The 25,153-nt window shown below is 72.2% G+C and carries 24 protein-coding genes; 11 read left to right on the plus strand and 13 right to left on the minus strand.

The window, feature by feature from the left end:
* Positions 1-45: 45 nt before the first annotated feature.
* The 3 genes from ACZ53K_RS01470 to ilvA form a co-directional block, all read right to left on the minus strand.
* A complete protein-coding gene (locus ACZ53K_RS01470) occupies positions 46-906 on the minus strand; it encodes an ABC transporter permease (RefSeq protein WP_468830479.1) in 861 nt (286 codons plus the stop codon).
* Positions 903-1,973, minus strand: a complete 1,071-nt coding sequence (locus ACZ53K_RS01475) for an ATP-binding cassette domain-containing protein (protein ID WP_468830481.1) — start codon at positions 1,971-1,973, stop codon at positions 903-905. The genes ACZ53K_RS01470 and ACZ53K_RS01475 overlap by 4 nt, the downstream gene beginning before the upstream one ends.
* Before the next feature lie 307 nt (positions 1,974-2,280).
* On the minus strand, positions 2,281-3,498 hold the full coding sequence (ilvA, locus tag ACZ53K_RS01480; protein ID WP_468830483.1) for a threonine ammonia-lyase: 1,218 nt from the start codon (positions 3,496-3,498) through the stop codon (positions 2,281-2,283).
* A 345-nt stretch (positions 3,499-3,843) separates the two neighbouring features.
* Between ilvA and ACZ53K_RS01485 the strand changes: the two genes are divergently transcribed.
* From ACZ53K_RS01485 to ACZ53K_RS01495, 3 genes are all read left to right on the plus strand, one after another.
* Positions 3,844-4,344 (plus strand): MarR family winged helix-turn-helix transcriptional regulator, encoded by a 501-nt coding sequence (locus ACZ53K_RS01485; protein ID WP_468830485.1) that lies wholly within the window; start codon positions 3,844-3,846, stop codon positions 4,342-4,344.
* A gap of 200 nt (positions 4,345-4,544) precedes the next feature.
* Positions 4,545-5,108: a sigma factor-like helix-turn-helix DNA-binding protein gene (locus tag ACZ53K_RS01490; protein ID WP_468830487.1), complete on the plus strand. Its 564-nt coding sequence runs from the start codon at positions 4,545-4,547 to the stop codon at positions 5,106-5,108.
* Positions 5,105-5,356: a hypothetical protein gene (locus tag ACZ53K_RS01495; RefSeq protein ID WP_468830489.1), complete on the plus strand. Its 252-nt coding sequence runs from the start codon at positions 5,105-5,107 to the stop codon at positions 5,354-5,356. Before ACZ53K_RS01490 ends, ACZ53K_RS01495 begins: the two co-directional genes overlap by 4 nt.
* 23 nt (positions 5,357-5,379) lie before the next feature.
* On the opposite strand, the gene ACZ53K_RS01500 is transcribed toward ACZ53K_RS01495, so the two are convergent.
* Positions 5,380-6,540 (minus strand): cystathionine gamma-synthase, encoded by a 1,161-nt coding sequence (locus ACZ53K_RS01500; RefSeq protein WP_468830491.1) that lies wholly within the window; start codon positions 6,538-6,540, stop codon positions 5,380-5,382.
* A 134-nt stretch (positions 6,541-6,674) separates the two neighbouring features.
* Between ACZ53K_RS01500 and ACZ53K_RS01505 the strand changes: the two genes are divergently transcribed.
* Together ACZ53K_RS01505 and msrA are read left to right on the plus strand one after the other, a co-directional pair.
* Positions 6,675-7,781, plus strand: a complete 1,107-nt coding sequence (locus ACZ53K_RS01505) for a hypothetical protein (protein ID WP_468830493.1) — start codon at positions 6,675-6,677, stop codon at positions 7,779-7,781.
* A gap of 171 nt (positions 7,782-7,952) precedes the next feature.
* The gene (gene msrA / locus ACZ53K_RS01510; protein WP_468830495.1) at positions 7,953-8,618 is read left to right on the plus strand and encodes a peptide-methionine (S)-S-oxide reductase MsrA; all 666 of its coding nucleotides are present in this window, start codon (positions 7,953-7,955) and stop codon (positions 8,616-8,618) included.
* Positions 8,619-8,900: 282 nt separating this feature from the next.
* Here the strand turns inward: msrA and ACZ53K_RS01515 are convergent, their stop codons facing one another.
* The 3 genes from ACZ53K_RS01515 to ACZ53K_RS01525 form a co-directional block, all read right to left on the minus strand.
* Positions 8,901-10,172 carry a DUF2786 domain-containing protein gene (locus ACZ53K_RS01515; RefSeq protein ID WP_468830497.1) on the minus strand — a complete coding sequence of 424 codons (1,272 nt, stop codon included), beginning with the start codon at positions 10,170-10,172 and terminating at the stop codon, positions 8,901-8,903.
* Positions 10,173-10,291: 119 nt separating this feature from the next.
* Positions 10,292-11,536, minus strand: a complete 1,245-nt coding sequence (locus tag ACZ53K_RS01520; protein WP_468830499.1) for a L,D-transpeptidase — start codon at positions 11,534-11,536, stop codon at positions 10,292-10,294.
* 247 nt (positions 11,537-11,783) lie between these two features.
* Complete coding sequence (locus tag ACZ53K_RS01525; protein ID WP_468830501.1) at positions 11,784-12,167, minus strand: hypothetical protein; 384 nt, start codon at positions 12,165-12,167, stop codon at positions 11,784-11,786.
* Between the two features lie 115 nt (positions 12,168-12,282).
* On the opposite strand from ACZ53K_RS01525, the gene ACZ53K_RS01530 reads away from it, so the two are divergent.
* Positions 12,283-12,618: a hypothetical protein gene (locus ACZ53K_RS01530; RefSeq protein WP_468830503.1), complete on the plus strand. Its 336-nt coding sequence runs from the start codon at positions 12,283-12,285 to the stop codon at positions 12,616-12,618.
* A 170-nt stretch (positions 12,619-12,788) separates the two neighbouring features.
* Here the strand turns inward: ACZ53K_RS01530 and hutH are convergent, their stop codons facing one another.
* The 5 genes from hutH to ACZ53K_RS01555 form a co-directional block, all read right to left on the minus strand.
* Complete coding sequence (gene hutH, locus ACZ53K_RS01535) at positions 12,789-14,333, minus strand: histidine ammonia-lyase (protein WP_468830505.1); 1,545 nt, start codon at positions 14,331-14,333, stop codon at positions 12,789-12,791.
* A 71-nt stretch (positions 14,334-14,404) separates the two neighbouring features.
* Positions 14,405-15,559 (minus strand): GGDEF domain-containing protein, encoded by a 1,155-nt coding sequence (locus ACZ53K_RS01540; protein ID WP_468830507.1) that lies wholly within the window; start codon positions 15,557-15,559, stop codon positions 14,405-14,407.
* 170 nt (positions 15,560-15,729) lie between these two features.
* Positions 15,730-16,524 (minus strand): enoyl-CoA hydratase/isomerase family protein, encoded by a 795-nt coding sequence (locus ACZ53K_RS01545; protein ID WP_468830509.1) that lies wholly within the window; start codon positions 16,522-16,524, stop codon positions 15,730-15,732.
* A 109-nt stretch (positions 16,525-16,633) separates the two neighbouring features.
* Complete coding sequence (locus tag ACZ53K_RS01550; protein ID WP_468830511.1) at positions 16,634-17,890, minus strand: adenylate/guanylate cyclase domain-containing protein; 1,257 nt, start codon at positions 17,888-17,890, stop codon at positions 16,634-16,636.
* Positions 17,891-18,200: 310 nt separating this feature from the next.
* Complete coding sequence (locus ACZ53K_RS01555; protein WP_468830513.1) at positions 18,201-19,133, minus strand: biotin--[acetyl-CoA-carboxylase] ligase; 933 nt, start codon at positions 19,131-19,133, stop codon at positions 18,201-18,203.
* Positions 19,134-19,274: 141 nt separating this feature from the next.
* Between ACZ53K_RS01555 and ACZ53K_RS01560 the strand changes: the two genes are divergently transcribed.
* The 5 genes from ACZ53K_RS01560 to ACZ53K_RS01580 all read left to right on the plus strand — a co-directional run bounded on the left by ACZ53K_RS01560 (position 19,275) and on the right by ACZ53K_RS01580 (position 23,801).
* On the plus strand, positions 19,275-20,864 hold the full coding sequence (locus ACZ53K_RS01560; protein ID WP_468830515.1) for an acyl-CoA carboxylase subunit beta: 1,590 nt from the start codon (positions 19,275-19,277) through the stop codon (positions 20,862-20,864).
* Positions 20,865-20,931: 67 nt separating this feature from the next.
* Positions 20,932-21,147 (plus strand): acyl-CoA carboxylase subunit epsilon, encoded by a 216-nt coding sequence (locus tag ACZ53K_RS01565; RefSeq protein WP_468830517.1) that lies wholly within the window; start codon positions 20,932-20,934, stop codon positions 21,145-21,147.
* Between the two features lie 88 nt (positions 21,148-21,235).
* On the plus strand, positions 21,236-21,367 hold the full coding sequence (mmpB, locus tag ACZ53K_RS01570; RefSeq protein WP_003981923.1) for a morphogenic membrane protein MmpB: 132 nt from the start codon (positions 21,236-21,238) through the stop codon (positions 21,365-21,367).
* Between the two features lie 250 nt (positions 21,368-21,617).
* Complete coding sequence (locus tag ACZ53K_RS01575; protein WP_468830519.1) at positions 21,618-23,087, plus strand: peptidoglycan D,D-transpeptidase FtsI family protein; 1,470 nt, start codon at positions 21,618-21,620, stop codon at positions 23,085-23,087.
* A 93-nt stretch (positions 23,088-23,180) separates the two neighbouring features.
* On the plus strand, positions 23,181-23,801 hold the full coding sequence (locus tag ACZ53K_RS01580; protein ID WP_468830521.1) for a Maf family protein: 621 nt from the start codon (positions 23,181-23,183) through the stop codon (positions 23,799-23,801).
* 39 nt (positions 23,802-23,840) lie between these two features.
* On the opposite strand, the gene ACZ53K_RS01585 is transcribed toward ACZ53K_RS01580, so the two are convergent.
* Positions 23,841-25,100 (minus strand): lanthionine synthetase LanC family protein, encoded by a 1,260-nt coding sequence (locus tag ACZ53K_RS01585; RefSeq protein WP_468830523.1) that lies wholly within the window; start codon positions 25,098-25,100, stop codon positions 23,841-23,843.
* Positions 25,101-25,153: the final 53 nt, after the last annotated feature.

Here is a 25,153-nt window from a genome sequence, read left to right on the forward strand (position 1 = left end):
CATGTCCGTACGAGCCGGTGGGGCGCGCCCCGGCCTGCCCCCGCCTCAGGCCGTGGCCGACCGGTACTTGCGCACCGCGAGGGTACGGAAGAACACGATGATCACGACGGACCAGATCAGCGACGCCAGCACCGGATGCTGCATGGGCCAGGCGTCCGGGGCCTGGTAGTTCGGCGGCAGGTTGCCGAACAGCTCACGGGCGGCCTGCACGGTGGCGCTGAAGGGGTTCCACTCGGCGATGTGCCGCAGGAACGTCGGCATGTTGTCCGACGGCACGAACGCGTTCGAGATGAACGTCAGCGGGAAGAGCCAGATCAGCCCGCCCGAGGTGGCGGCCTCCGGTGTCCGTACGGACAGGCCGATCAGCGCGCCGATCCAGGAGAACGCGTAGCCGAGCAGGAGCAGCAGGGCGAACCCGGCCACGACCTTGCCGATGTTCTCGTGGGTGCGCCAGCCGACGATGAAGGCGACGATCGCGAGGACCACCAGCGTCAGCGCGGTCTGCACCAGGTCGGCGAGCGTACGGCCGGTGAGCACGGCGCCGCGCGCCATGGGCAGTGAGCGGAACCGGTCGATCAGGCCCTTGTGCATGTCGTCGGCGATGCCCGCGCCCGCTCCGGCGGTGGCGAAGGTGACGGTCTGCGCGAAGATGCCCGCCATCAGGAACTCGCGGTAGGCCGCGGGCGAGGTGCTGCCCCCGACGGCGATGGACCCTCCGAAGACATAGCTGAACAGCACCACGAACATGATCGGCTGGATCAGCCCGAAGATGACCATCTCGGGGATGCGCAGCATGCGGATCAGGTTGCGCTTGGCGACGACCAGGGAGTCCCGGACGGACTGGCTGACCGCGCCGCGCCGCTTCGGCACCCCGGCCCGCGGCGCCGTTTGCGTAAGGCTGCTCACTTGGCGCCCTCCTTGGTGTCCCGGGCGCGCTTCGACGCCCGGCGCGAGGGCCGTCCGGCGGCTTCGCCGTCACCGTCCCCGCCGTCCCCGTTTCCGCCGTCCCCCTTCTCGCCGTTGCCCTCGGCGACCTCGGCGGCGTGGCCGGTCAGCGAGATGAACACATCGTCCAGGGTCGGCCGGCGCAGCCCGATGTCGTCGATCTCGACACCGCGTACGTCGAGTTCGCGGATGACCTCGGCGAGCAGCTTGGCGCCGCCGGCCACCGGCACCGTGATCTTGCGCGTGTGCCGTTCGACCTTGCTCGCGCCCTTGCCGAAGCCGCGCAGGACCTCGTCGGCGGTCGCGATGTGTTCGGCGGCGTGCACGACGACCTCCACCCGCTCGCCGCCGGTACGGGCCTTGAGCTCGTCGGAGGTGCCGCGGGCGATCACCTTGCCGTGGTCGACCACGCAGATGTCGTGCGCGAGGTGGTCGGCCTCCTCCAGGTACTGGGTGGTGAGCAGCAAGGTCGTACCGCCGGCGACCAGTTCCTGGATGACCTCCCACAACTGCTGGCGGTTGCGCGGGTCCAGTCCGGTGGTGGGCTCGTCCATGAACATCACGGGCGGGCTGACGACCAGCGCGGCCGCCAGGTCGAGCCGGCGCCGCATACCGCCGGAGTAGGTCTTGGCCGGCCGGTCGCCGGCGTCGGCGAGACGGAAACGTTCCAGCAGCTCGGCGGCCCGGGCCTTCGCGTCGCGCCCGCTCATCTGATAGAGCTGGCCGACCATCATCAGGTTCTCACGGCCCGTCAGATACTCGTCGACGGCGGCGAACTGGCCGGACAGGCCGATGGAGCGGCGTACTTCGTCGGGATGCTTGAGGACGTCGATACCGGCGACGACCGCGGTGCCGCGGTCGGGCCGGAGCAGGGTGGTCAGCACCCGTACGGCGGTGGTCTTGCCCGCACCGTTCGGGCCGAGCAGTCCGAGGACGGTTCCTTCGGGGACGTCGAGGTCGACGCCGTCCAAAGCCCTCACCTCACCGAAGGTCTTCACCAGACCTTCGGCGTAAATGGCGCCTGGCATGTGGTTACTCCCAAGGTATGGGTTAACTCCAGGAAGATAGAATTGTACTTTTTCCGGGCATCAATCGCTCTATGGACACATCCACAGGCATATTCCCGGCACTGAAGGGGCGCCGGACGCACGAAAACACCCCCTCGAACCCGGACCATACCGCACACGCGATACATCGCGATATCCGCCAGATGGCGTGCGCGCCCACACGGCGGCACAGCCGTGCACCTCCGTCGCAGACCTCAGCGGTACGCCGCAGCCGCGCGCGCCGACTCGCACCAATCCCACACCGCACACCACGCCCCCGCGGGCCACGTCACCCCATGACGGTGTAACCCGCCGCGCGCAGGGCGGCGCTGACCTCGGCGCAGTGCTCCGGGCCCTTGGTCTCCAGATGCAGCTCCACCTCCGCTTCCGTGAGCCCGAGCCGCGGATCGGTCCGCACGTGGCTCACGTCCAGGACGTTCGCGTCGACCTCCGACAGCACCCCGAGCAGCGTCGCGAGGGCCCCCGGCCGGTCCGTCAGCCGCAGGCGCAGCGACAGGTAGCGCCCCGCGGCGGCCATGCCGTGCCGCAGGATGCGCTGCATCAGCAGCGGATCGACATTCCCCCCGGACAGCACCGCGACCACCGGCCCCTCGAAGGACTCGGGCCGCGACAGCAGCGCCGCCACCGGACTCGCCCCCGCCGGCTCCACGACCAGCTTGGCCCGCTCCAGGCAGAGCAGCAGAGCGCTGGAAAGCTCGTCCTCGGACACGGTACGGACCTCGTCGACGAGATCGCCGACAATTTTGAACGGTACGTCGCCCGGCCGCCCGACCTTGATGCCGTCCGCCATCGTCGCCGGCGCCTCGATCGACACCGGCCGCCCGGCCGCCAGTGACGGCGGGTAGGCCGCCGCGCCCGCCGCCTGCACCCCGATGATCTTCACATCCGGCCGCAGTGCCTTGACCGCCAGCGCGATCCCCGCCGCGAGCCCGCCACCGCCGATGCCCACGACGATCGTGCGCACCTCCGGGCACTGTTCGAGGATCTCCAGGCCGACCGTGCCCTGGCCCGCGATGATGTCCCGGTGATCGAAGGGGTGGATGAAGACCGCGCCCGTCTCGTGCGCGTACTCCTGGGCGGCGGCCAGCGTCTCGTCCACGACCTGGCCGTGCAGCCGCACCTCGGCGCCGTACTCGCGGGTCGCGGCGACCTTCGGCAGCGGCGCGCCCACCGGCATGAACACCGTCGAGCGCACCCCGAGCAGCGAGGCCGCCAGCGCGACGCCCTGCGCGTGGTTGCCGGCGCTGGCGGCGACCACACCGGCCGCCCGTTCCTCCGGCGACAGCCCCGCGATCCGCACATACGCGCCACGTATCTTGAAGGAGCCGGTGCGCTGCAGGTTCTCGCACTTCAGATGCACCGGCGCCCCCACCGAACCGGACAGGTGCCGGCTCCCCTCCAAGGCGGTGGACCGGGAGACACCGGACAGGATCTTCTGCGCCTCCCGTACGTCCTCGACGGTGAGCGCGGCGGGGGCGGCGGCCACCGGGCCCGCGCCCGGCCCGGAAACAGAGGCGGAACCGGAACCCGACGCCGGCACCCCACCGGTACCGGATGCCTCCGCACGTGCCGGGACTGATGCCGGACCGGCTGACCGGCCGGCGGCAGAACCGGAAGCGGAATCCGAAGGGGAACCGGGGGCGGAAGTACGCTCGTGCGGCGTGTGATCGGCCATGAAGCCCAGTCTTACAGTTCGGCCCGCGGCGGGTGCGCGGGGCCGCCGGCCCGGTGCCACAGGGGCACGTCTTTGGACAGCGCCGGTACGGTGCGCGCCGGGGCCGCGTACTCTGTCCCCCAATCCGTACGCATCCCATGAAGCGAGCTCCCGGCCATGCCCACCTCTTCGGACATGACGACCCACACCGACCCCGCTCTTCTCGACGCGCTGCAACACCAAGTCGCCGTTTTCGCCCGCCGCGCCGAACAGAGCCGGCTCGGCGGCGTCGGCCAGGCACGCAACTCCATGGACCGTGCCGCCTACCTGCTCCTGAACCGTCTGGACAACGAGGGACCGATGGGTGTCAAGGCGCTCGCCGCCGGCATGGGCATCGACTCCTCGACCGTCACCCGGCAGGTCGCCCCGCTGGTCGACTCCGGCCTGGTCAACCGCGCCTCGCACCCCGAGGACGGCCGTGCGGTCGTCCTCCAGCTCTCCGAGCGCGGCCGGTCCCGGCTGGAGGAGGTACGCGCCTCCCGCCGCGCCCTGATGGCGCTGGTCACGGAGGAGTGGACGGAGGAGGACCGGGACGCGTTCTGCACGCTGCTGACGCGCTTCAACGCCTCCCTGTCCACGGTCACCGCGACGCTGCCCCCGGTGCCGTCCAGCTCCTGACCCGACAGCGGGAATCCGGCCGCCGGCCCTGATCAGGCCATAAGGGCGGCCGGACCCGCGGGCAACACGAGGACCCGCGCGGGCCCGCCACGAGCCGCGCGCCGTACGTCCGCCCCGCCCGGACGGTGTACGCGTCCACCGCCCCCGGTTTTTCCCTGCCGCCTCTTGACCGCGTGCCGGGCCTGCCGTGCCATGGAGCTGTGCGAGAGCGGCGGGCAGCCCAGGAATGCCGTCGTGCCCGGGAGTTCGAGGCGTTCGTCGCGGGCGCGGCCGGCCGTCTGCTGCGCGCCGCCACACTCCTGACCGCCGAACCGGAGGGGCGGCCGGCCCCCGCCGCCGAACGCCTCCTCGTCCTGGCGCTGGCCCGTACGTACGCGGCCTGGGACCGGCTGCGCGGCGAGGACCCGTACGACCGCACGCGCCAGGAGATGGCCGCCCACTTCGCACACTCCGCCTGGCGGGAACGCCTCCCCCGCGCGCTGGGGCACGGCAGGCGCCCGCCGCCCAGCGGCCTTCTGGGGCGGCTGTCCCCGCAGGAGCGGCTGGTGCTCGTCCTGCGCCTGTACGAGGGCGTGGCCGAGGAGCAGACCGCCGCGCAGCTGGGGCTGCCCGCCGAACGCGTCCACGCGCTGTGTTTGCGGGCCGTGGGGCGTATGCGCAGCAATCCCCCTGCCGGGCACGCGGGGCCGCCGGTGCGGGTCGGCGAGGCGGCCGCACCGGACCCCCTCCAGCCCGCCCCGCCCACGGAAGCCGCCGCGCCATGAGCCTGCCGGACCGCAAGGAGGCCGAGGTACGGCGGATGCTGGACGGGCCGCATCCGCCGGTCCCGCCCGACCTGGCGCTGCGCGCCGCCACGAGCGGCCGCCGGCTGCTGGCCCACCGGCGGCTGGCGCGCCAGGTGCTGTGGCTGCTGGCCGTGGCGGCGGTGGCGGCGCTGCTGGTCTGGGCGGCCGTGGACCAGCCGTGGCTGCCGCCGCCGGCGCTCACCACCCCTCCGCTGGAGGGGTGGTGAGCCGGGGCCCGGGTCCCTGCGTCCTAGCCCAGCGCCTGGGTGAGGTCGGCGACCAGGTCGTCGATCGACTCGATGCCGACCGAGAGCCGTACGAGGTCGTTCGGGACCTCCAGCAGCGAGCCCGCCGTCGAGGCGTGCGTCATCCGGCCCGGGTGCTCGATCAGCGACTCCACGCCGCCCAGCGACTCACCCAGGGTGAACAGCTTGGCGCGGTTGCAGACCTCCACCGCGGCCTGCTCGCCGCCCGCGACGCGGAAGGACACCATGCCGCCGAAGGAACGCATCTGCTTGGCGGCGACCTCGTGGCCGGGGTGGGTCTCCAGGCCCGGGTAGTACACCTGCGTCACCTTGTCGTGCGAGGCGAGCAGCTCGGCGATCCGGGCCGCGTTGGCACTGTGCCGGTCCATCCGTACGGCCAGCGTCTTCAGGCCGCGCATCACCAGCCACGCGTCGAACGGGCCGGCCACCGCGCCCATGGCGTTCTGGTGGTAGGCCAGTTCGTCGCCCAGCTCGGCGTCGTTGACGACGAGCGCGCCGCCGACCACGTCCGAGTGGCCGCCCATGTACTTGGTCGTGGAGTAGACCACCACGTCCGCGCCGAGGGCCAGCGGCTGCTGAAGGTAGGGGCTGGCGAAGGTGTTGTCCACGACCAGGCGGACCCCGGCGTCGCGCGCGACGGCCGCGAGCGCGGGGATGTCCGTGATGCCGAGGAGCGGGTTGCTGGGCGTCTCCACCCAGATCGCCTTCGTACGGGGGCGCAGCGCGTCCCGTACGGCCTGCGGGTCGGAGGTGTCGGCGACCGACCACTCCACACCCCACCGCTCGACGACCTTCGAGATCAGGCGGAACGTACCGCCGTACGCGTCATTGGGGATGACGACGTGGTCGCCGGGGACCAGGAGGGTGCGCAGCAGGCAGTCCTCGGCCGCGAGGCCGGAGGCGAAGGCCAGACCGCGGCGGCCGCCGTCGAGGGCGGCCAGGTTCTCCTCCAGGGCGGTACGGGTCGGGTTCGCGCTGCGGCTGTACTCGTAGCCGCCGCGCAGCCCGCCCACGCCGTCCTGCTTGTAGGTGGATACCTGGTAGATGGGCGGCACCACCGCGCCGGTCGCCTCGTCGGGCTCCTGACCTGCGTGAATGGCAAGGGTCTCAAAATTCTGGGGGCGCTCCTCGCGCTGATCGCTCATATCAGCCGAGGGTAGTCGTCCACACCCGCGAACTTTTCGGAACTTTCTGCTTCGCTGGATAGTGGATACATACAAGACACAATTGCGCTCCACCGCCCGCCTCCCTCCCACGACCGGAATCCGAGACTGACCACATGGACGCTCTGCTGGTTCTCTTCGCCGCTGCCGCCCTCGGCGGTCTCGTCCTGCTGCCCTGGCTGCGGCGCCGGCAGGCCGCACAGCACGCCCAACAGGGGCTGGCGGCCGCCACCGACCCCATGGCGGGCTACGGATTCGTCCCGGCCCAGCAGCTCGACGTACGGCTTCCCGGCCCCGACCAGGAGCTGGAGGAGGCCCTCGACGAGATCCGCCGCGGCCACGACTGGCGCCCGGCCGCGCAGTTGCTGAGCGCCACCGGCGAGGACTGGGAACGCCGCTGGCAGCGCGTCCAGACGCTCGCCGGGGCCGCGGCGTTCGAGCTGGCCGAGCGGCCCGGACAGGGCGGCATCTGGCTGCGTACGTGGCGCTCCGAGGCGCCCAAGGACCCCGGCGGCGCCCAGACGCACGCCCAGTTCCTCGTCATCCAGGCGCTGCGCGACCCCGGCTCGCAGGACTTCCGCATGATCCTGGAGGAGGCCCGTACGGTCTGCCACGAGGCGGCCCTGCTGGCCCCCGGCAGCCCCATCCCGTACATCACCGAGCTGGCCGTCGCCCGCGGCCTCGGCGACCGCCGCGCGGACTACGACGCGCTGTGGTCGAAGGTCACCCAGCGTGCCCCGCACCACATGGGCGCGCACCTCGCCGCCCTGCCCTACTGGGCACAGAAGTGGCACGGCTCCCAGGACGAGGCCACCGCGTTCACCGAGAGCGCCGCCTCCGCCGCCCCCGCCAAGAGCCTGCTCCCCGCCCTCCCGCTCTTCGCCGTCTACGACCACCTGCCCGAGGCCAACATGGTCCGCGGCCTCTACCAGAGCGCCGTCGTCGAACGCGCCATCGAGGGCGCGCACTTCGCCCTGCGCGAGGCCCCGGCGGACCACCCCATGACCCCGCACGTGCGGCATCTCCTCATCTGGTTCCTCGTCCACGCCGAGCGCTACGAAGAAGCCGTGGAACAGCTCCGCCTGGTCGACGGACACGTCGGCGCCGTCCCGTGGTCGTACGGCAGCAGCCCCGCCGCCGAGTACGCCGCCTTCCGCGCCCTGGCCGTGGCCGGCTGGGAGCGCGGCGGCGGCACATCGGCACGCTTCCGCCCGCACCCGTAATCACCGGCAAGGCGGCAGCGCGCCCCCGCGGAATGCCCCCCGGAACGCACGCCCCCTAGCCCTGCATGTCCCCGCGGTAAACGCATCCCCGGAATGCGCGCCCCCTCCCCCACGTTGACCCAGCAGCCGGGCACCGCCCTCACTCATCCCTCACCACCGGAGCGAGACGCCATGCTCTTCAACCGCTTCAAGAACGCCCTGCCCTCCCCGGAGGAGGCCCTGAAGGGCCGCCCCGAGCGCGACTTCCCCGTCCCCGAGCGCCACACGGTCCTCGGCAACCCGCTCCTCGGTCCCTACCCCGACCACCTGCGCATCGCCGACTTCGGCCTGGGCTGCTTCTGGGGCGCCGAACGCAAGTTCTGGCAGGCCGAGGGCGTCTGGACGACCCTGGCCGGCTACCAGGGCGGCCACACCCCCAACCCCACTTACGACGAGGTGTGCAGCGGCCTCACCGGCCACACCGAAGCGGTCCGCGTCGTCTACGACCCCGCCACAATCTCCTACGCCGCCCTCCTGAAGCTCTTCTGGGAGTCCCACGACCCCACCCAGGGCTTCCGCCAGGGCAACGACACCGGCACCCAGTACCGCTCCGCCATCTACACCCACTCCCCCACCGACCAGGAGACGGCCGAAACCTCCCGCACCACCTACCAGTCCGTCCTGACCGCCTCCGGCCACAACCCCATCACCACCGAAATCCTCCCGGCGGCCGACCGCCCCTTCTACCCGGCCGAGGCGTACCACCAGCAGTACCTCGACAAGAACCCGGCGGGGTACTGCGGGATCGGGGGGACGGGGGTGAGCTGCCCCGTCGGCGTGGCCCCGGCCGGCGACTGACGGCCGGACCTGGTCCGCCGGAACGGGCTGCCTTCAGTCGGCCGTCCGTGCGGGACCTTCCGTCCGCGCCTCTGTCTCCGGCTCCGCCAACGTGTCAGGCGGAACACACGGGCCCAGTCGTCCCCGGGAAGTAGTGTGCGGGCCTACGCGAGTTGGCCGGAGCGAGGAGGGCACGTGGGCCTGGAGGCGCGGAAGCTGGTCGGTGATCCGGTGGAGTATTTCCGGGCGCTGGCCGGGGATGCGGGGCCCTTGGGGTGGTGAGGGGGGTGGGGTGTGAAGGGCCTACCCCTGTCCTCGCCTGCTGAGTTGTGCCCGGTCGGCCGCCGAGGTGCCCTGTTTCCAGCCCTCGGCGTCGTGTATGCCGCGCATGCGGACGGCGGCGGTGTCGGGGAACAGTTCGCCGGTGGTTTCGGCGACGGCGACCTCGCGGGCGGCCAGGACCGGCAGGAGGCCGGGGGTGTCGGTGGCGGCTTCGGTGGCCGCTTCCTCGGTGGCTGCCGTCAGCCGGGTGCGGATGCGGTCGGCGTACGCGACGAGGAAGGTCTGGCGGAAGTCGCGGGTACGGCGGGACCGGCCGCGGCTGTGGTGCTCGTCGCCCGCGCGGTGCATGGCGGCGGTGGCCTGGAGGAGCAGCGAGGTGTAGAGCAGTTCGGCTGCGTCCAGGTCGGCTTCGAAGCCGATGAGGGTGGAGAAGCCGACGTCGCCGGACCAGACGGCCTGGCAGCGGTTGGCGGCGGCGACGGCGTCCAGCAGCAGGGCCTTGGCCTGCTCGTACGGGCCTTCGATGCCGATGCGGATGGCGGAGGGGCCGGCGGTCCGGGCGGTGCCGGTGCCCGCTTCGGTCCGGGCGTGGTCGAGCAGCGCCTCGTCGATGCTGTGCCGTGCCATCAGTTCCTGGGCCTTGGCCGACAGCGCCTCCGCCTCGTCCGGGTAGTCCGTCCCCTCGGCCTTGGCCAGCAGGCCCCGGATGCGGCCCAGTGTCCGGGACTCGGCGGGCGTGTTCGCGCGGGCCGGGCGGGCGGCCGGGAGGGGCGTGATGCGGGGCAGCCGTCCCAGGACGCGCAGCGCTGCCAGGACGTCGTACGTCGTCTCGAAGCGCGAGCTGCGGCGGCGGTGCGCCAGCTCTTCCAGGTAGCGAGCGTCCGACTGCCACCAGACATCGGCTCCGAGATCGCGTAGCTGGGCTGCCCAGCGGGGACCGCGGGCACGTTCCGCCGTCCGGCCCGCGCGCCGCACCTCGGCCGCCATCGCGTCCACGACGACGGCGGTACGCGGGCCGCCGCCCGTCTCTCGCCGTACGATCCGCTCCAGGTCGGCGGGCTGCCAGCCGCCCTGCCAGCAGCGGTGTACGCCGTCCTCCGCCGCGGCCAGCAGCGCGGCGCTGACAGCCTCCGGGCCCGCGGGGGCCGCCGCCAGCATCGAGGCGCCGGCCTCCAGGGCGTCTTCGGCGGGTGTGCCGTCCTCGGCGTACCGAACGCTGCCGAGCACGGTGCCGATCAGTTCTCCGGCCGCGGCCCGGTCCTGCTGCCGCTGTCCGTCCTTGCGCTTGCTCACCCGGCCACTTTACGGAGGCGGGCGGTCGCCGCACGGAAGCGGGCGGCCCCCTCGGTGGTCGGGGGGGCCGCCCGCCTGGACGTGCGTACGGAAGCAGGTACGCGGGCTTCCGAGAGGGGTTACTTCACGGCGCTGCCGGCCACCCACTCGTTCCAGTCCATGTTCCAGCCGTTGAGGCCGTTGTCCGGCTTGATCGTCTTGTCCGGGGAGTTGACCATGTGGACGACGTCGCCGACCAGCGAGTTCTCGTAGAACCAGGCGCCGTCCGTGCCCGGGTCGCCGGCGCCCTTGACGTCCTCCAGGCCGATGCAGCCGTGGCTGGTGTTGGCGTTGCCGAAGATGCCCTTGCCCCAGTAGTTGCCGTGCAGGAACGTGCCGGAGTTGGACAGGCGCATGGCGTGCGGCACGTCGGGGATGTCGTACTCGCCCTTGCCGTCGTTGTTGGTGAAGCCGACCGTGGAGCCGTCCATCCGGGTCTGCCGGTACTTCTCCGAGACGACCATCTTGCCGTTGTACGTCGGGTGGTCCTTGCTGCCCGCGGAGATCGGGATGGTCTTGATCGTCTTGCCGTCGCGGACCACGGTCATCTGATGGGTCTTCGCGTCGACGGTGCTGACCTGGGAACGGCCGGTCTGGAAGTTCACCGTCTTGTTCTGGACGCCCTTGACGCCGGGGGCGGCCTCGACGCCGTCCAGCTTGAGGTCGACGGTGACCTTGGAGTTGGGCTTCCAGTAGTCCTTCGGGCGGAAGTCCAGGCGCTGGTCGCCGAACCAGTGGCCGACGACGTCCTGGTTGCTGCTGGACGCCACCTTGATCGCGGACTGGACGTCCTTCTTGTTCTTCACCGGCTTGTCGAACTTGACCGACACCGGCATGCCGACGCCGACGGTCGAGCCGTCCTCCGGCGTGTAGTTCCCGATGAAGCTGTTCTTCGGGGAGACCGTGGTGAACGTCGAGTTCTCCACCGCCTTGCGGCCCTTGGAGTCGGCGGCGTGGGCGGTGAGCGTGTACTTGGTCGAGCGCTCCAGCTGCTTCTTCGGCTTCCAGGAGGAGCCGTCGGCGGCGAGCGTGCCCTCGACCGGTTTCTTGTCCTCGCCGGCGGTCATCTTCACGTCGGTGAGCTTGCCACCCTCGACGGTGACCTTGGCGGCGCTGCTGATGCCCGCGTCGGCCGAACCGTTCTTCGGCTCGATCTTGATCTTGGCTTCCGAGGCGTCCTTCGCCGCCGCCTCGTCGACCTTCTTCGTGTTGTCCTGGCCGCCCCCGTCACCACCGTCACCGCCACCGCACGCCCCGAGTGTCAGCACACCCCCGAGCAGCGCGGCAGTGGCTATCAGGCCCTTGCGACGCTTGCTGTCCGTCATCACACGATTCTCCATTGCCTTGCTACCGAACCCGGAAACCCCCGAGCCGGGCGTCGCACCGCAGACTGCCGGCCGACACCATCAGGAACGTCTGTTCCGTTTCGTCCGTTCCATACGTGCGGCAGTTGTGGGAAACGCCACGCAACCCCCGTACGGCGATGGCCGCAGGGGGTCGCGTGGCGTGGGCGGCGGTCGGCAGCAATGCGCAGCTTCGGGCCGGGCGCCGGGCGGATCGCCGGGCCGGGCCTCAGAAGCGGACCCGCACTCCGTCCCCTTCCGCCCCGGCCGTCTCGGACTCCTCGTCCTCCGGGAAGTCGTCGTCCTCCGCGTCGTGCCCGAGGACCCACTCCGCGTCGGTGTCGTAGTCGATCTCCTCGGAGCTCCACGACGCCTGCGTCAGCTCCACCCCCGGCACGCCCTCGACCAGGTCGAAGGGGTCCACGAGGTACGCCAGCGCCTCCGCCGGATCGGTCTGGACCGTTTCCCGCGCATGTCCGCGCTCCTCCGCGGGTAGAGAAGGGTCACCGTTGATGTGGTCGAGTGCCGCGCCGGTCAGCCGGTCCGAGTCGGCGACCTCCATGACCAGTTCGACATGGAGCCGGACAAACCGTGATGTCTCGTCATTGCTCATGTCTGGGAGCGTAAGCACCACCGGCTCCTGACTTCCCCGCGACCCGCGGCTGTCACTAACATCTGTTGTCAACGGTCAATTTGCCGAGCCCACAAGGGGGATTGTTTCCGTGCCCGTGACCGCTCGTCGACCACTGCTGACCGCCGCAGCCGCGGGATCGGTACTGCTCGCCCTGTGGTTCGTACCGTCCGCGAACGCCACCGTCGAACACGGCGAACGGACGCCGCACGACGCCCCCCGGTCGGCCCGGCAGGCCCCCGGGTCGCCCTCGCACACCGCCGCGCGGACCAGCGCGGACCAGCAGGTTTCCGCCGACGGGCAGGGAACGCTGCTCGCCGACACCGGCGCCTTCGACACCACGCCGTACGTCGTCGGCGGCGCCGCCTTCCTCGGCATCGGCGCCGGGCTGGTCGGCTTCTCCGTCCGCCGCACCCGCGGCGACGCGGTCTGAGCGACCCGACCCGGCCCGGACCTGGCAAAGAAGCGCGGAGAACCGCGCGGATCTCCGGGACGGCGGTTCTGGCGGGCCCGGTGACCTCGGTGGTTCCGGCGCGCTCGGCAGCCCGGCGCCCCCGGCGGAGCGGGCCGCGCCCGCTCCGCCCGGTCAGCCGTACGCCGCCGTCAGGCCAGCTCGCCGGTGACCTGCTCGACCGCCTCGACCAGCCGGCCGCCACGTACGAAGTCGTACGCCGCCTCCAGGTCCGGCGCGAGGAAACGGTCCGCCCCCGGCCCCTGGACACCCGCGTCCCGTACGGCGTCCAGCACCGCGCGGGTGGCCGGTGCCGGGGTCAGGCCCTCGCGCATCTGCACCGCCCGGGTCGCCGCGTACAGCTCGACGGCGAGCACCCGGGTCAGGTTGTCCACGGCGGTCCGCAGCTTGCGCGCCGCCGACCAGCCCATCGAGACGTGGTCCTCCTGCATCGCGGACGACGGGATGGAGTCCACCGACGCGGGCACGGCGAGCCGCTTCAGCTCGCTGACCAGCGCCGCCTGCGTGTACTGGGCGATCATCAGGCCGGAGTCGACACCCGGGTCGCCGGCCAGGAACGCGGGCAGGCCGTGCGAGCGGTTCTTGTCCAGCAGCCGGTCCGTACGGCGCTCCGCGATCGAGCCGAGGTCGGCCGCGGCGACGGCGAGGAAGTCCAGTACGTACGCGACCGGCGCGCCGTGGAAGTTGCCGTTCGACTCGACCCGGCCGTCCGGCAGCACCACCGGGTTGTCCACGGCGGCGGCCAGCTCCCGGCTCGCGACAAGCCGCGCGTGGTCCAGGGTGTCCCGGCCCGCGCCCGCGACCTGCGGGGCGCAGCGGATGGAGTACGCGTCCTGGACGCGCGGCGCGTCGTCCTGGTGGTGGCCGGTGAGTCCCGAACCGGCCAGGACCTTGAGCATGTTGGCGGCCGAGGCGGCCTGACCGGGGTGCGGGCGGATGGCGTGCAGTTCCGGCGCGAGCACCTTGTCCGTACCGAGCAGCGCCTCCAGGGAGAGCGCCGCGGTGATGTCCGCCGTGGTGAACAGGCGGGCCAGGTCGGCGCAGGCCATGACCAGCATGCCGAGCATCCCGTCGGTGCCGTTCAGAAGGGCGAGGCCCTCCTTCTCGCGCAGCTCGACCGGGGCGATGCCGTGCTCGGCGAGCAGTTCGCCGGCGGGCCGCACGACGCCGTCCGGGCCCTCCGCGTCACCCTCGCCCATGAGCGTCAGCGCGCAGTGCGACAGCGGCGCCAGGTCGCCGGAGCAGCCCAGCGAGCCGTACTCGTGGACGACCGGGGTGATCCCCGCGTTGAGGATCTCCGCCATCGTGCCGACGACCAGCGGCCGGACCCCCGTGTGCCCGGAGGCCAGGGTCTTCAGGCGCAGGAACATCAGCGCGCGCACCACCTCGCGCTCCACCTGCGGGCCCATGCCGGCGGCGTGCGAGCGCACGATGTTGCGCTGGAGCTGGGCGCGCAGCTCGGGGCTGATGTGGCGTACGGCCAGGGCGCCGAAGCCCGTGGAGACGCCGTACACCGGGTCCGGTTTGGCGGCGAGGTCGTCGATGACCGCGCGGGCGGCGGCGACGGCCGCCGTGGCCTCCTCGGACAGCTCGATACGGGCGGCGCCGCGGGCGACGGCGATGACGTCCTGTGCGGTCGTGCCGGACGTCCCCAGCACCACAGTGTGCATATCCATATTCAGGCACCCTAGAGACTGAATCCCTGGATGTCACCACTGGATTCCCGGCCGGATGACCACCGCCCGCCTCACCGCCGAAAGCGCCGGCGCTCCCTCGACGGCGCGCGCTCCGGCGCGTCCGCCAGGCGGACCACCGGATCGTCCGCACCACCCTCCCGGCCCGCCACCACGGGAGCGCGCGACCCGGACCCCTTCGCCCGGTACTGGGCCGCGTCCGCCAGCCGGAACAGCCGCCGGGCCGAACGCACCGGGCCGATCGGGTCACCGGTCGACGCGACGCCGACCGCCACCCCCTCGCCCAGCTCCAGCTCGGCCGCCCGGTCACACAGCTCGGTGGCCACCTTGGCCACCTCGTCGGCCGACGGACCCACCGTGAGCAGGCAGAACTCATCGCCGCCGAGCCGGGCGGCGAGGGTGCCCGGCAGTATGGCGCCGCACAGCGAGAGCACCGAGCCGAATCGTTCCAGCAGCCGGTCGCCGACCGCGTGCCCGCACGAGTCGTTCACCCGCTTGAGCCCGTTGAGATCACACACCACCAGACTCACCACCGCACCGTCCCGCCGGTGCCGCTCCAGCGCCTCGTCCAGCCGCATGTCCACCGCACGCCGGTTCGCGAGCCCGGTCAGCGCGTCCGTGAACGCCAGCCGCCGGGCCTCCGCCAGCCGCTCCGTCTGCGCGATGCCGGCCGCCGCCACCGCCGCCAGCACGGTCGCGAAGTCCGCGTCCGCCCGGTCGAAGACCGGCTCCCCGGCCGCGCGGGCCACATACAGCTCGCCCCACGCCCGCCCGTGCAGCACGATCGGCGCGACCACGCAGCAGCCGCGCCCCCTGCGGCGCAGCGCGGCCACCCGCTGATGGTTGTACGGCCCGTCGTCCGACCCGTCCCCGACGGTCTCGACCCAGGCGTTCGGCTGGCCGCCCCCGGCCCACTGTTCGTGCAGGAACCCGACGATCTCCGGAAACTCGTGCACCGGATACGACTCGCCCTCGGGGTACTCCGCCTCCCCCTCGGCCAGCTCCCCGACGTTGACCAGCACCTTCAGCCGCCCCAGCTCCCGCTCCCAGGCCGAGATCGCCGCGAACGAGCCGCCCAGGGCCGCCCGCACCCCCTCCGCGGCGGCCCGCACCGACTCCCGCGGCGTGTGCGCCGCCGCCATCGCCTGCGCCAGTGCCACCACGGCCCGAAGCCTGTCGTCGCCTTCGCCCGTCACCGGACCTCGCATTCCGTCACCGTGAGCACTACGTGTCACTACAGCGTAGGAATGTTGCAGGGCGTTCGCCCTTTCCGGCCGGGGTGCGGCCCTGGGGACCGGGGTGCGCCCCTTTGGAGCCGCCGCGCGCTGTCCGCTCCGGCCCGGGGACCGGGGCTGTCGGGTTTCAGGGCCCGGGCGGTCTACTCCCCCGGCCACTCCGGCCGCCGCTTCTCGTTGAACGCGGCCACTCCCTCGGCCCGGTCCCCCGAGAACGCCACACTCCGCCACGCGCCGTCCTCCACGTCCAGCCCCGCCCGCAGGTCCAGCCCGTGCCCCACCCGCAGCGCCCGCTTGGCCGCCCGCAGCCCGACCGGCGAGTTCCGGGCGATGCGCTCGCCGAGCACCAGCGCTTCCGGAGTGTCCCGGCCTTCGTCCACCAGTTCGTCGACGAGGCCCAGGGACCGCGCTTCCGCGGCCTCCACCCGCCGCCCCGTGAAGATCAGCTCGGCCGCCCGGGCCGCCCCCACCCGTCGCGGCAGCAGCTGCGTACCGCCGCCGCCGGGGATGACGCCGACCGACACCTCGGGCAGCCCGACGACCGCCGTACGGTCCGCCACGATCAGGTCGCACGCCAGCGCCAGCTCGAACCCGCCGCCGAGCGCGAAGCCGTGCACGGCCGCGATGACCGGCATCGGGAGTTCCAGGACGCCGGTGTAGGCGGCCCGGGTGCGCGGCCGCTGCCGCATCAGGTCGGCGTCACTGAAGGAGTTGCGTTCCTTCAGGTCGGCGCCCACACAGAAGGCCCGGTCGTGGGTGGAGGTCAGCACGGTGACGCGGACGCTCCGGTCGCCGGCGAGCGCGGCGCAGGCGGCGCTGAGGCCGTCGGCCATGGCCGTGGACACGGCGTTCATCGCCTTGGGCCGGTCGAGCCGCAGTTCGGCCACGTGCCCGTGCCGGTGTACGCCGACGAAGTCCCCGAAGCGTTGCGTGTCCATGCAGCACCCTCCCTGGTTAACGACCGTTCCGTCACTTTAACCAGGGGGCGCAATACCCGGGGGCGTACGGCTCAGCCACGTACCCCAGCCGCTGGGGTACAGCCGCGCGCTAGCCGCGACGCCCCAGGAGCCAAGGCTCGACAACGCCCAGCCCCCGCACCGGCCGCTGCCACATCGGCCGCAACGCGAAGCGGTACTCCGGCAGCGGCCCCGCGCCGTCCGCCGCCGCCGCGGCCGCGGCCTTCGCGTCGGCCTCGGAGACCGGCGCCTCGCCCGTACGGCCCAGTTCCTCCGCGAACGCCTCGTCCACCAGCACCGTGTCCTTCGGCGCTATCGACGTCAGGCGGCTGGCCAGGTTCACGGTCGTACCGAAGACGTCACCCATCCGCGTCGTGACCGTCCCGAACGCGATGCCGACGCGCAACTCCGGCATCGTCTCGTCGTTGGCCATGGTCTCGATGAGGCGGAGCCCGATCTCGGCCGCCGTCCCGGCGTCGTCGGCGGCGAACAGGACCTCGTCGCCGAGCGTCTTGATGAGCCGGCCGCCGTGCGCGGCGACCAGGTCGGCGGCCGTGGTCTCGAATGCCTCGACCAGCTCGCCCAGTTCCTCCTCCTCCAGGCGGCGGGTCAGCCGGGTGAAGCCGACCAGGTCGGCGAAGCCCACCGCGAGGCGCCGGTCGACCATCTCCGCGTCGTCCTGGGCCTGTACGACGCGGCCGGTCGCGGCGGCGAGCTGGCGGCGCCAGACATAGACCAGGAACTCCTCCAGTTCCGGCAGGAGGAGTTCGACGAGGGGGTACGTGATCTCCGTACGGGTCAGGCCGGAGTCCTGGGGCTCGGTCAGGCCTTCCAGGAACGAGTCGATCTGCCAGTCGGCGAGGCGGGCCGTGGTCTGCCCGGTGGAACGGGCCACCTGGACCGCCATCGCCTCGCTGAGCAGTCCGGCCTCCACCAGGCCCGCCAGCCGCCGCAGCGCCAGTACGTCGGCCTCGGTCAGCGCCTTGACCTGGCCGATGTCCGCGAAGCCCATGGCACGCCAGAAGCGGGAGGCCAGTTCCATGGAGACACCGGCGCTGCGGGCCGCCTGGAAGGGGGTGTAGCGACGGTCGGCGCCGAGGATCAGCTGTTCCAGGCGGATGGCGATGGTGTCGTCGTCGGGGTCGGGGTCGGCCCCCGCGCCGTCGGCACCCGTGCCCGCACCGTTCACCGCGCCGTCGGCGTCCGCGCTCACGCCGACGGCATCCGCGTGCGCACCGCTGGCCGCGCCGTCGGCAGGCGCCGGGTCCCCCTCACGAGGAGCAGCCCCCGTCCCACGAGGGGCGATGTCCGCTTCGCGCGGGCCGGCGCCCGAGTCGTCGGCGGTCACCGCTCGCTCCCTGTCCGTTCCCTGCGCACTGCCCTTCCGATCACTGCTCGTTCGTTCGCCCGCTCCACGGCGGACGGCCTCAACGATACGGCAGGTGTGCTCTGGCTCACTCTCACGCCCCGTCGCTATCGCCCCAATCGGCACATAGGTGCGATTGCTCCCGAGCTTTCTTGACCAAGATCTGATCACTTCTGACCGCCATGCGGACGCCCGGAGAAGCGGAGGCCCACACCGGCACAGCGGAGCCCGTCCGGCCCCTCCCGAACCCGCCCCCCCCCCGGGAGGCCACCCCCGCCCCTCCGGCCCTGCTCTACGCCCCCGGCGCCGGCCGCACGTGCACGATGTCCCCCGCGGCGACCGGCTGCTGCATCCCTTCCTCCGTGGCCAGCACCAGCCGCCCGTCGCCGTCGATGGCCACCGCCTCACCGAGCAGGGCCCGGTCCCCGGGCAGTTCGGCGCGTACGGAACGGCCGAGCGTGGCGCAGCCGGCCGCGTACGCGTCCTGGAGGCGGCAGGCCGCCGCGTCGCCGTCCGCCGCGGTCCACTGTCCGTACCAGTCCTCGACCGACCGCAGCACGGCCCGCAGCACCGGATCCCGGTCGGTGACCTTGGCGCCGGCCAGGGCGAGCGAGCCGGCGCCGGGTACGGGCAGTTCCTCGGCGCGCAGCGTGACATTGAGGCCGATGCCGATGACCACACCGTCGCCGGCCCGCTCCGCGAGGATGCCGCCCGCCTTGCGCTCCTCGTCGCCGACGGTGACCAGCAGGTCGTTGGGCCACTTCAGGGCGGTGTCCACGCCCGCGGTACGGGCCACCGCGCTGGCGGTCGCCACCCCGGCGAGCAGCGGCAGCCAGCCCCAGCGCTCCACGGGGACCCGCGGGGTGAGGTAGAAGGAGAAGAAGAGTCCGGAGCGCGGCGGCGCCGACCACCTGCGGTCCAGCCGGCCACGGGCGGCCGACTGCTCCTCGGCGACGAGGACGGCCCCCTCGGCGAGCCCTTCGGCGGCCCGTGCGACGAGGTCGCTGTTGGTCGAGCCGGTCGAGGGCACGACGTCGACGCCGGTCCACAGCGAACCGGAGCGCAGCAGGGCGCGCCGCAGCGCCGTGGCGTTCAGCGGCGGCCGCTCCAGGTCGGACCAGCGTCCGCCGGAGCCCGCCCCGGGGCCCGTTCCGGCCCGCGCCGCGTCGCCGTCGCCGTCGCCCGCGTGGTCTTTGTCCTGGTTTTCCGGTGGTTGAGGCGTCATGACCCCAGCCTAGGTGTGGTCAACGACGCAGTGCCGCTGAGCAGTCCCGCCGATACGCTACGAAGCGGTAGCCAACCCCGTTCAACCTCCGTACCACCCTCGTACGAGCACCAGTCCAGGACGAGCAGGAGCCGCATCCCGATGTCCGAGCCGGAAGCACACATCACCACGACCGCGGGCAAACTGGCCGATCTCCAGCGCAGGATCGAGGAGGCCACCCACGCCGGGTCGGCGCGAGCCGTGGAAAAGCAGCACGCGAAGGGCAAGCTGACGGCGCGTGAGCGCGTGGAGCTGCTGCTCGACGAGGGCTCGTTCGTCGAGCTGGACGAGTTCGCGCGGCACCGTTCGACCAACTTCGGGCTGGAGAAGAACCGGCCGTACGGCGACGGTGTGGTGACCGGTTACGGCACCGTCGACGGCCGCACGGTCTGTGTGTACTCGCAGGACTTCACCATCTTCGGCGGTTCGCTGGGCGAGGTCTACGGCGAGAAGATCGTCAAGGTGATGGACTTCGCCCTGAAGAACGGCTGTCCGGTCGTCGGCATCAACGACGGCGGCGGCGCCCGTATCCAGGAGGGCGTCGCGGCCCTGGGCCTGTTCGCGGAGATCTTCCGCCGCAATGTGCACGCCTCCGGCGTGATCCCGCAGATCTCGCTGATCGTCGGCCCGTGCGCGGGCGGCGCGGTCTACTCCCCCGCCATCACCGACTTCACGGTCATGGTCGACCAGACCTCGCACATGTTCATCACCGGTCCGGACGTCATCAAGACCGTCACCGGCGAGGACGTGGGCTTCGAGGAGCTGGGCGGCGCGCGGACGCACAACAGCACCTCGGGCGTCGCGCACCACATGGCGGGCGACGAGAAGGACGCCATCGAGTACGTCAAGGCGCTGCTGTCCTACCTGCCGTCCAACAACCTCTCCGAGCCGCCCGCCTTCCCCGAGGAGGCGGACCTGGAGACCTCGGAGTACGACCGTGAGCTGGACACGCTGATCCCGGACTCGGCGAACCAGCCGTACGACATGCACACCGCCATCGAGCACGTCCTCGACGACGGCGAGTTCCTGGAGACGCAGGCGCTGTTCGCGCCGAACATGGTGACCGGCTTCGGGCGGGTGGAGGGCCACGCGGTCGGCATCGTCGCCAACCAGCCGATGCAGTACGCGGGCACGCTGGACATCAACGCGAGCGAGAAGGCGGCGCGGTTCGTGCGCACCTGCGACGCGTTCAACGTCCCCGTGCTGACGTTCGTGGACGTACCGGGCTTCCTGCCGGGTACGGACCAGGAATGGGACGGCATCATCCGGCGCGGCGCCAAGCTGATCTACGCGTACGCGGAGGCGACGGTTCCGCTGATCACGGTGATCACCCGCAAGGCGTTCGGCGGCGCGTACGACGTCATGGGCTCCAAGCACCTGGGCGCGGACCTGAACCTGGCCTGGCCGACCGCGCAGATCGCGGTCATGGGCGCGCAGGGCGCGGTCAACATCCTGCACCGCCGCACCCTCGCCGCGATCGAGGACCGGGACGCGCAGGACACCCGCCGCCAGGAGCTGATCCAGGAGTACGAGGACGCCCTGCTCAACCCGTACGTGGCGGCCGAGCGCGGCTACGTCGACGCGGTGATCATGCCGTCGGAGACCCGCCGGCACATCGTCCGCGGGCTGCGCACGCTGCGCAACAAGCGCGAGTCGCTGCCCCCGAAGAAGCACGGCAACATCCCGCTGTAGGGCCGCCCGTGCCCGTCAGCCGCGCTGTCCGCCGCTCGCCGCAACCCCTCAAGGAGGTCGGTCGATCATGATCAAGGTCGTCCGGGGCAACCCCACACCCGAGGAGCTGGCCGCCGCACTGGCGGTGGTTCGCACCCGCGCGGCGGCGGCCGCTGCCGCCGCCTCCGCCGCGCCCGGCCCGGACCGTACGGACGAATGGGCCGATCCCGCGTCCACGATCCCGCGCAACCGGCTGCCGCACCCGGGCCCGCGGGCCTGGCGTACGAGCTACTGGCCGCGCTGAGGTTCCGGGCCGACTTGGTGGATACGTCCGACGGCGCTTGAGTACGCGTACTCAGGCGCCGTCGGCGTTCCCGGCGCAGGATCGAAGGATGCTGTGGTCCGATCCGCCCGACGAGCCTCCCGAGGAGCTGCGCCAGGTACAGGCGATGCTCCGTCGGATGGGCATCGTGCTGGCCGTGGCCGCGGTCGTGCTGATGGTGATGCTGGTCGGCGGGGCCTGAGAGCCCGGACCGGCGGGCGTGGCGGGGCGGGCGCTCCATGCCGGACCGTCCGCGGACACAGCCGGTCCCCACGGCGACGGATTCGTACCCGCTCCGCACCGAATCGGACGAAGAGCACCAGGTCACACACCCCGACTGCAACCGCCACCCCCGCTTGGGACATCCTTTACCTCTGAAGGCCGCAATTCGGGCGCCTGTACGGCCGGACCGCGCGGCACCGGGCCGTACACGGCATGGGGAGTGGAGAGCGATGAACAGGCCGCTGAGACACATAGCCGTCTTCTGCGGGGTGCTGGTGCTGGCGCTGCTGGTACGCGTCACCTGGGTCCAGTTCGTCCAGGCGGACGAGCTGTCGAACGACGACAACAACCGCCGGGTGAAGATCGAGGCGTTCTCCTACCCGCGCGGCAACATCATCGTCGGCGGCAAGCCGATCACCGGCTCGGTCGAGACGACCGGCGACTTCAAGTACAAGCGGGTCTACAAGGACGGCCCGATGTACGCGCCGATCACCGGCTACGCCTCGCAGTCCCAGGGCAGCACGTTCCTGGAGGGCGTCTACAAGGACATCCTCAGCGGCAAGGACGACAAGCTCTTCCTCAAGCGCGCCAAGGACATCCTGACCGGGGAGAAGCCGCGCGGCGGCGACGTGCTGACGACCATCAACGAGAAGGCGCAGCGGACCGCGTACAAGAGCCTGACCGACCTCAAGGCCAAGGGCGCGGTGGTCGCCCTCGAACCGGGCACCGGCAAGATCCTCGCCATGGCGAGCACGCCGTCCTACGACCCGTCCGTCTTCGCGGGCAGCTCCTTCAAGGAGGGCGACAAGTACACCGCCCTCATCAAGGACAAGTCCAAGCCGATGAACAACCGGGCGTCGCTGGAGATCTACCCGCCCGGCTCCACGTTCAAGATCCTCACCGCGGCCGCGGCCCTGGAGCACGGCGTGGTCCCGGACATCGACACCCCGGTGCAGGCCCCGGTGCCGTACACCCTGCCCCAGACGGCCACCAAGGTCGGCAACGACATCGCCACCGCGCCGTGCGAGAACGCGTCCCTCAAGGTCGGTATGCAGTGGTCCTGCAACAACACCTACCTGGAGGCGGCGAACCGGCTCGGCAAGGACAAGATGCGCGAGACGGCGGAGAAGTTCGGCTTCAACCAGAAGCTCTTCACCCCGGTCCGTACGGCCACCAGCGGCTACCCGGAGAAGCTGGACAAGCCGCAGACCGCGCTGACCGGCATGGGCCAGGGCAGCCTGACCAGCACGCCGCTGCAGATGGCCATGGTCGTCGCCGGACTCGCCAACAACGGCAAGGTCATGCAGCCGTACCTGGTCGAGGAGACGCGCGGTCCCGACCTGTCGACGATCGAGAAGTTCGAGCCCAAGGAGCTGAACCAGGCCGTCTCCGAGAGCACCGCGAAGAAGGTGCAGGAGATGATGGAGAACACCGCGGAGAACGGCACGGCGAAGAAGGCGCTGATCGACGGCGTCAAGGTCGGCGCCAAGACCGGTACCGCCCAGCACGGCGCGGACGTCCGCGACGAGCGTCCGTACGCCTGGTTCGTCTCGTACGCCAAGCAGGGCAACGGCTCGCCGGTCGCCGTCGCGGTCTTCGTCGACCCCTCGGACATGGACATCCCGCGCAAGGAGATCGCCGGCGGCAAGCTGGGCGGCCCGATCGCCAAGAAGGTCATGGAGGCCGTGCTCGGCAAGTGAGCGGGCCGGCCGGCGGGGCCGGGTGATCAGGGGGCGGGTGCCGGACGGCGCCCGCCCCCTGCGTATCCGCCCCCGCTCCGTACGATGGCGGTCATGACCGTTCAGCCCGGCGCCGCCGCCCGCCGTCTCGTCCTCGCCTCCCAGTCCCCCGCCCGGCTCGGCCTGCTGCGCCAGGCCGGGCTCGCGCCCGAGGTCGTCGTCAGCGGCGTGGACGAGGACGCGATCACCGCGGACTCCCCCGCCGAACTGGCCCGGGTGCTCGCCGAGGCGAAGGCGGCCGCGGTGGCCGCGCGCCCCGAGGCCGCCGGCGCCCTGGTCATCGGCTGCGACTCGGTGCTGGAACTGGACGAGCGGGCGCTCGGCAAGCCCGCCGACGCCGAGGACGCGACCGCCCGCTGGAAGTCGATGCGCGGCCGCTCCGGCGTCCTGCAGACCGGCCACTGCGTGATCGACACGGCGGACGGGGGCCGCCGGGTGTCGGCCACCGCCTCCACCACCGTCCGCTTCGGCGAGCCGAGCGACGCGGAGATCGCCGCATACGTGGCCTCCGGCGAACCCCTGTACGTGGCGGGCGCCTTCACGCTCGACGGCCGGTCGGCGCCGTTCATCGACGGCATCGACGGCGACCCCGGCAACGTCATCGGCCTGTCCCTGCCGCTGCTGCGGCGCCTGCTGGCCGATCTGGACGTCGCGATCACCGACCTCTGGGCGTGATCAGGCGGCCGTTCTCAGGCGGGCCACCTCCCAGGACGTTCAGCGCAGCCCGAAGCACGGCTGCCAGAGGCGGTCTGCCTCCGGTACGGCCACGGTGAGCAGCGCACACAGCGGGCCCGTCGCCCCGCCCAGCAGGCCCATGCGTTCCTCCCCCAGCGACCGCACCCCGGGCAGCCGGTCCAAGAGGTGGCGGGTCATCCGCGCGCGCAGGGCGGTCGCGGCGGGCAGCCGGGCGTGGTGGTGGAACGCGTCCGCGACGGCCAGGACACCAGCGGCACCATGGCAGCAAGCGAGCAGGTCCGCCGGGCGCTCCCCGAAGAGGTGGAAGTCCTCGTCGTAGCGCTCGGCGAGGCCGGTGAAGGCCCCCGCCGCCCAGGCGGCCGCCGCCTTGTCGTCCAGTGCGCCGGCCGCGTCCCACAGTGCCCAGGTGACGCCCGGATTGCCGTAACACCACGCCTGGCGCGCGCGGGCGCCGTCGGGCGGCGGCGCGTCGAGTCCGGCACCGTCCCAGCTGCGGATGCCCCGGGCATCGTCGAAGGACTGGCGGGCCAGCCAGTGCGTGGCGTTGCGCAGCGCACGCCGTGTCGCCCGGTTCGATCCGGTGTGCCGGACGGCGGTGGTGAGCGCGGAGACCACACCGGCGACGCCGTGCCCCATACCGGTGTCGACGCGTCCTTGCAGCCAGCTCGGACACGGGTGTCCGGCGTACCCGTCGGCGCGCAGCCGCGGCAGCCCATCCCCCATACAGAGGTCCGTCAAGTGGTCGACATGCGGCGCTAGTTGACCCCTCTCCGGGATGGCACCCACGCACAGGGAAAGGAGCGTGCCGGACGGCCCGACGATCAGATCCCGATCGGGGAACCGGGCACCCTCCCGCCGCCACGGCCGCGCCTCCGCGACGCTCAGCAGGTGGTCGCGCAACCGGTCCGCGACGTGGTGCAGTTGAGGGCGGAGGCGGGCACCCAGGCGCAGCCCGGCGAGGGTGCCCGCCAGACCGCCGCCGTACAGGCCGGAGTGACGCCGGCCGCGCCCGATGCCCCGCGCCCACACGGTCACCACATGGCTCGCGGCGGCGGCCTCGGCGGGCGTCCCGGTACCGGCCACCAGGGCGGCCAGCGCGGGCACGCCCGGGTCGCAGGGCGCGGTCCCGGCCTGCCCTCCGGAAACCTGGCAGCGGGCCCAGGTGTCCAGCAGCTCGACGGCGAGCGCGCGGAGCGCGGGGGCGGGGGCGGCATCGGTGCCGTCAGTGCGGTCGGTGCCGTCGGCGGCCGTACCCTCCGTGCGGGTGCTCGTGCTCATATCCGTATCCGTATCCGTCCGTCCGGGAGCGCCACAGGCACTTCGCATGGTGC

It is taken from the genome of Streptomyces sp. NPDC033221, from assembly GCF_055577005.1.

What these genes read in the sequence shown, in the direction of transcription:
- ACZ53K_RS01475 (WP_468830481.1), bottom strand. Translation starts at nt 1,973, where the DNA reads ATGCCAGGCGCCATTTACGCCGAAGGTCTGGTGAAGACCTTCGGTGAG.
- ACZ53K_RS01485 (WP_468830485.1), top strand. Translation starts at nt 3,844, where the DNA reads ATGCCCACCTCTTCGGACATGACGACCCACACCGACCCCGCTCTTCTC.
- ACZ53K_RS01495 (WP_468830489.1), top strand. Translation starts at nt 5,105, where the DNA reads ATGAGCCTGCCGGACCGCAAGGAGGCCGAGGTACGGCGGATGCTGGAC.
- ACZ53K_RS01500 (WP_468830491.1), bottom strand. Translation starts at nt 6,540, where the DNA reads ATGAGCGATCAGCGCGAGGAGCGCCCCCAGAATTTTGAGACCCTTGCC.
- ACZ53K_RS01505 (WP_468830493.1), top strand. Translation starts at nt 6,675, where the DNA reads ATGGACGCTCTGCTGGTTCTCTTCGCCGCTGCCGCCCTCGGCGGTCTC.
- msrA (WP_468830495.1), top strand. Translation starts at nt 7,953, where the DNA reads ATGCTCTTCAACCGCTTCAAGAACGCCCTGCCCTCCCCGGAGGAGGCC.
- ACZ53K_RS01520 (WP_468830499.1), bottom strand. Translation starts at nt 11,536, where the DNA reads ATGACGGACAGCAAGCGTCGCAAGGGCCTGATAGCCACTGCCGCGCTG.
- ACZ53K_RS01525 (WP_468830501.1), bottom strand. Translation starts at nt 12,167, where the DNA reads ATGAGCAATGACGAGACATCACGGTTTGTCCGGCTCCATGTCGAACTG.
- hutH (WP_468830505.1), bottom strand. Translation starts at nt 14,333, where the DNA reads ATGGATATGCACACTGTGGTGCTGGGGACGTCCGGCACGACCGCACAG.
- ACZ53K_RS01540 (WP_468830507.1), bottom strand. Translation starts at nt 15,559, where the DNA reads ATGCGAGGTCCGGTGACGGGCGAAGGCGACGACAGGCTTCGGGCCGTG.
- ACZ53K_RS01545 (WP_468830509.1), bottom strand. Translation starts at nt 16,524, where the DNA reads ATGGACACGCAACGCTTCGGGGACTTCGTCGGCGTACACCGGCACGGG.
- ACZ53K_RS01555 (WP_468830513.1), bottom strand. Translation starts at nt 19,133, where the DNA reads ATGACGCCTCAACCACCGGAAAACCAGGACAAAGACCACGCGGGCGAC.
- ACZ53K_RS01560 (WP_468830515.1), top strand. Translation starts at nt 19,275, where the DNA reads ATGTCCGAGCCGGAAGCACACATCACCACGACCGCGGGCAAACTGGCC.
- ACZ53K_RS01565 (WP_468830517.1), top strand. Translation starts at nt 20,932, where the DNA reads ATGATCAAGGTCGTCCGGGGCAACCCCACACCCGAGGAGCTGGCCGCC.
- mmpB (WP_003981923.1), top strand. Translation starts at nt 21,236, where the DNA reads ATGCTGTGGTCCGATCCGCCCGACGAGCCTCCCGAGGAGCTGCGCCAG.
- ACZ53K_RS01575 (WP_468830519.1), top strand. Translation starts at nt 21,618, where the DNA reads ATGAACAGGCCGCTGAGACACATAGCCGTCTTCTGCGGGGTGCTGGTG.
- ACZ53K_RS01580 (WP_468830521.1), top strand. Translation starts at nt 23,181, where the DNA reads ATGACCGTTCAGCCCGGCGCCGCCGCCCGCCGTCTCGTCCTCGCCTCC.
- ACZ53K_RS01585 (WP_468830523.1), bottom strand. Translation starts at nt 25,100, where the DNA reads ATGAGCACGAGCACCCGCACGGAGGGTACGGCCGCCGACGGCACCGAC.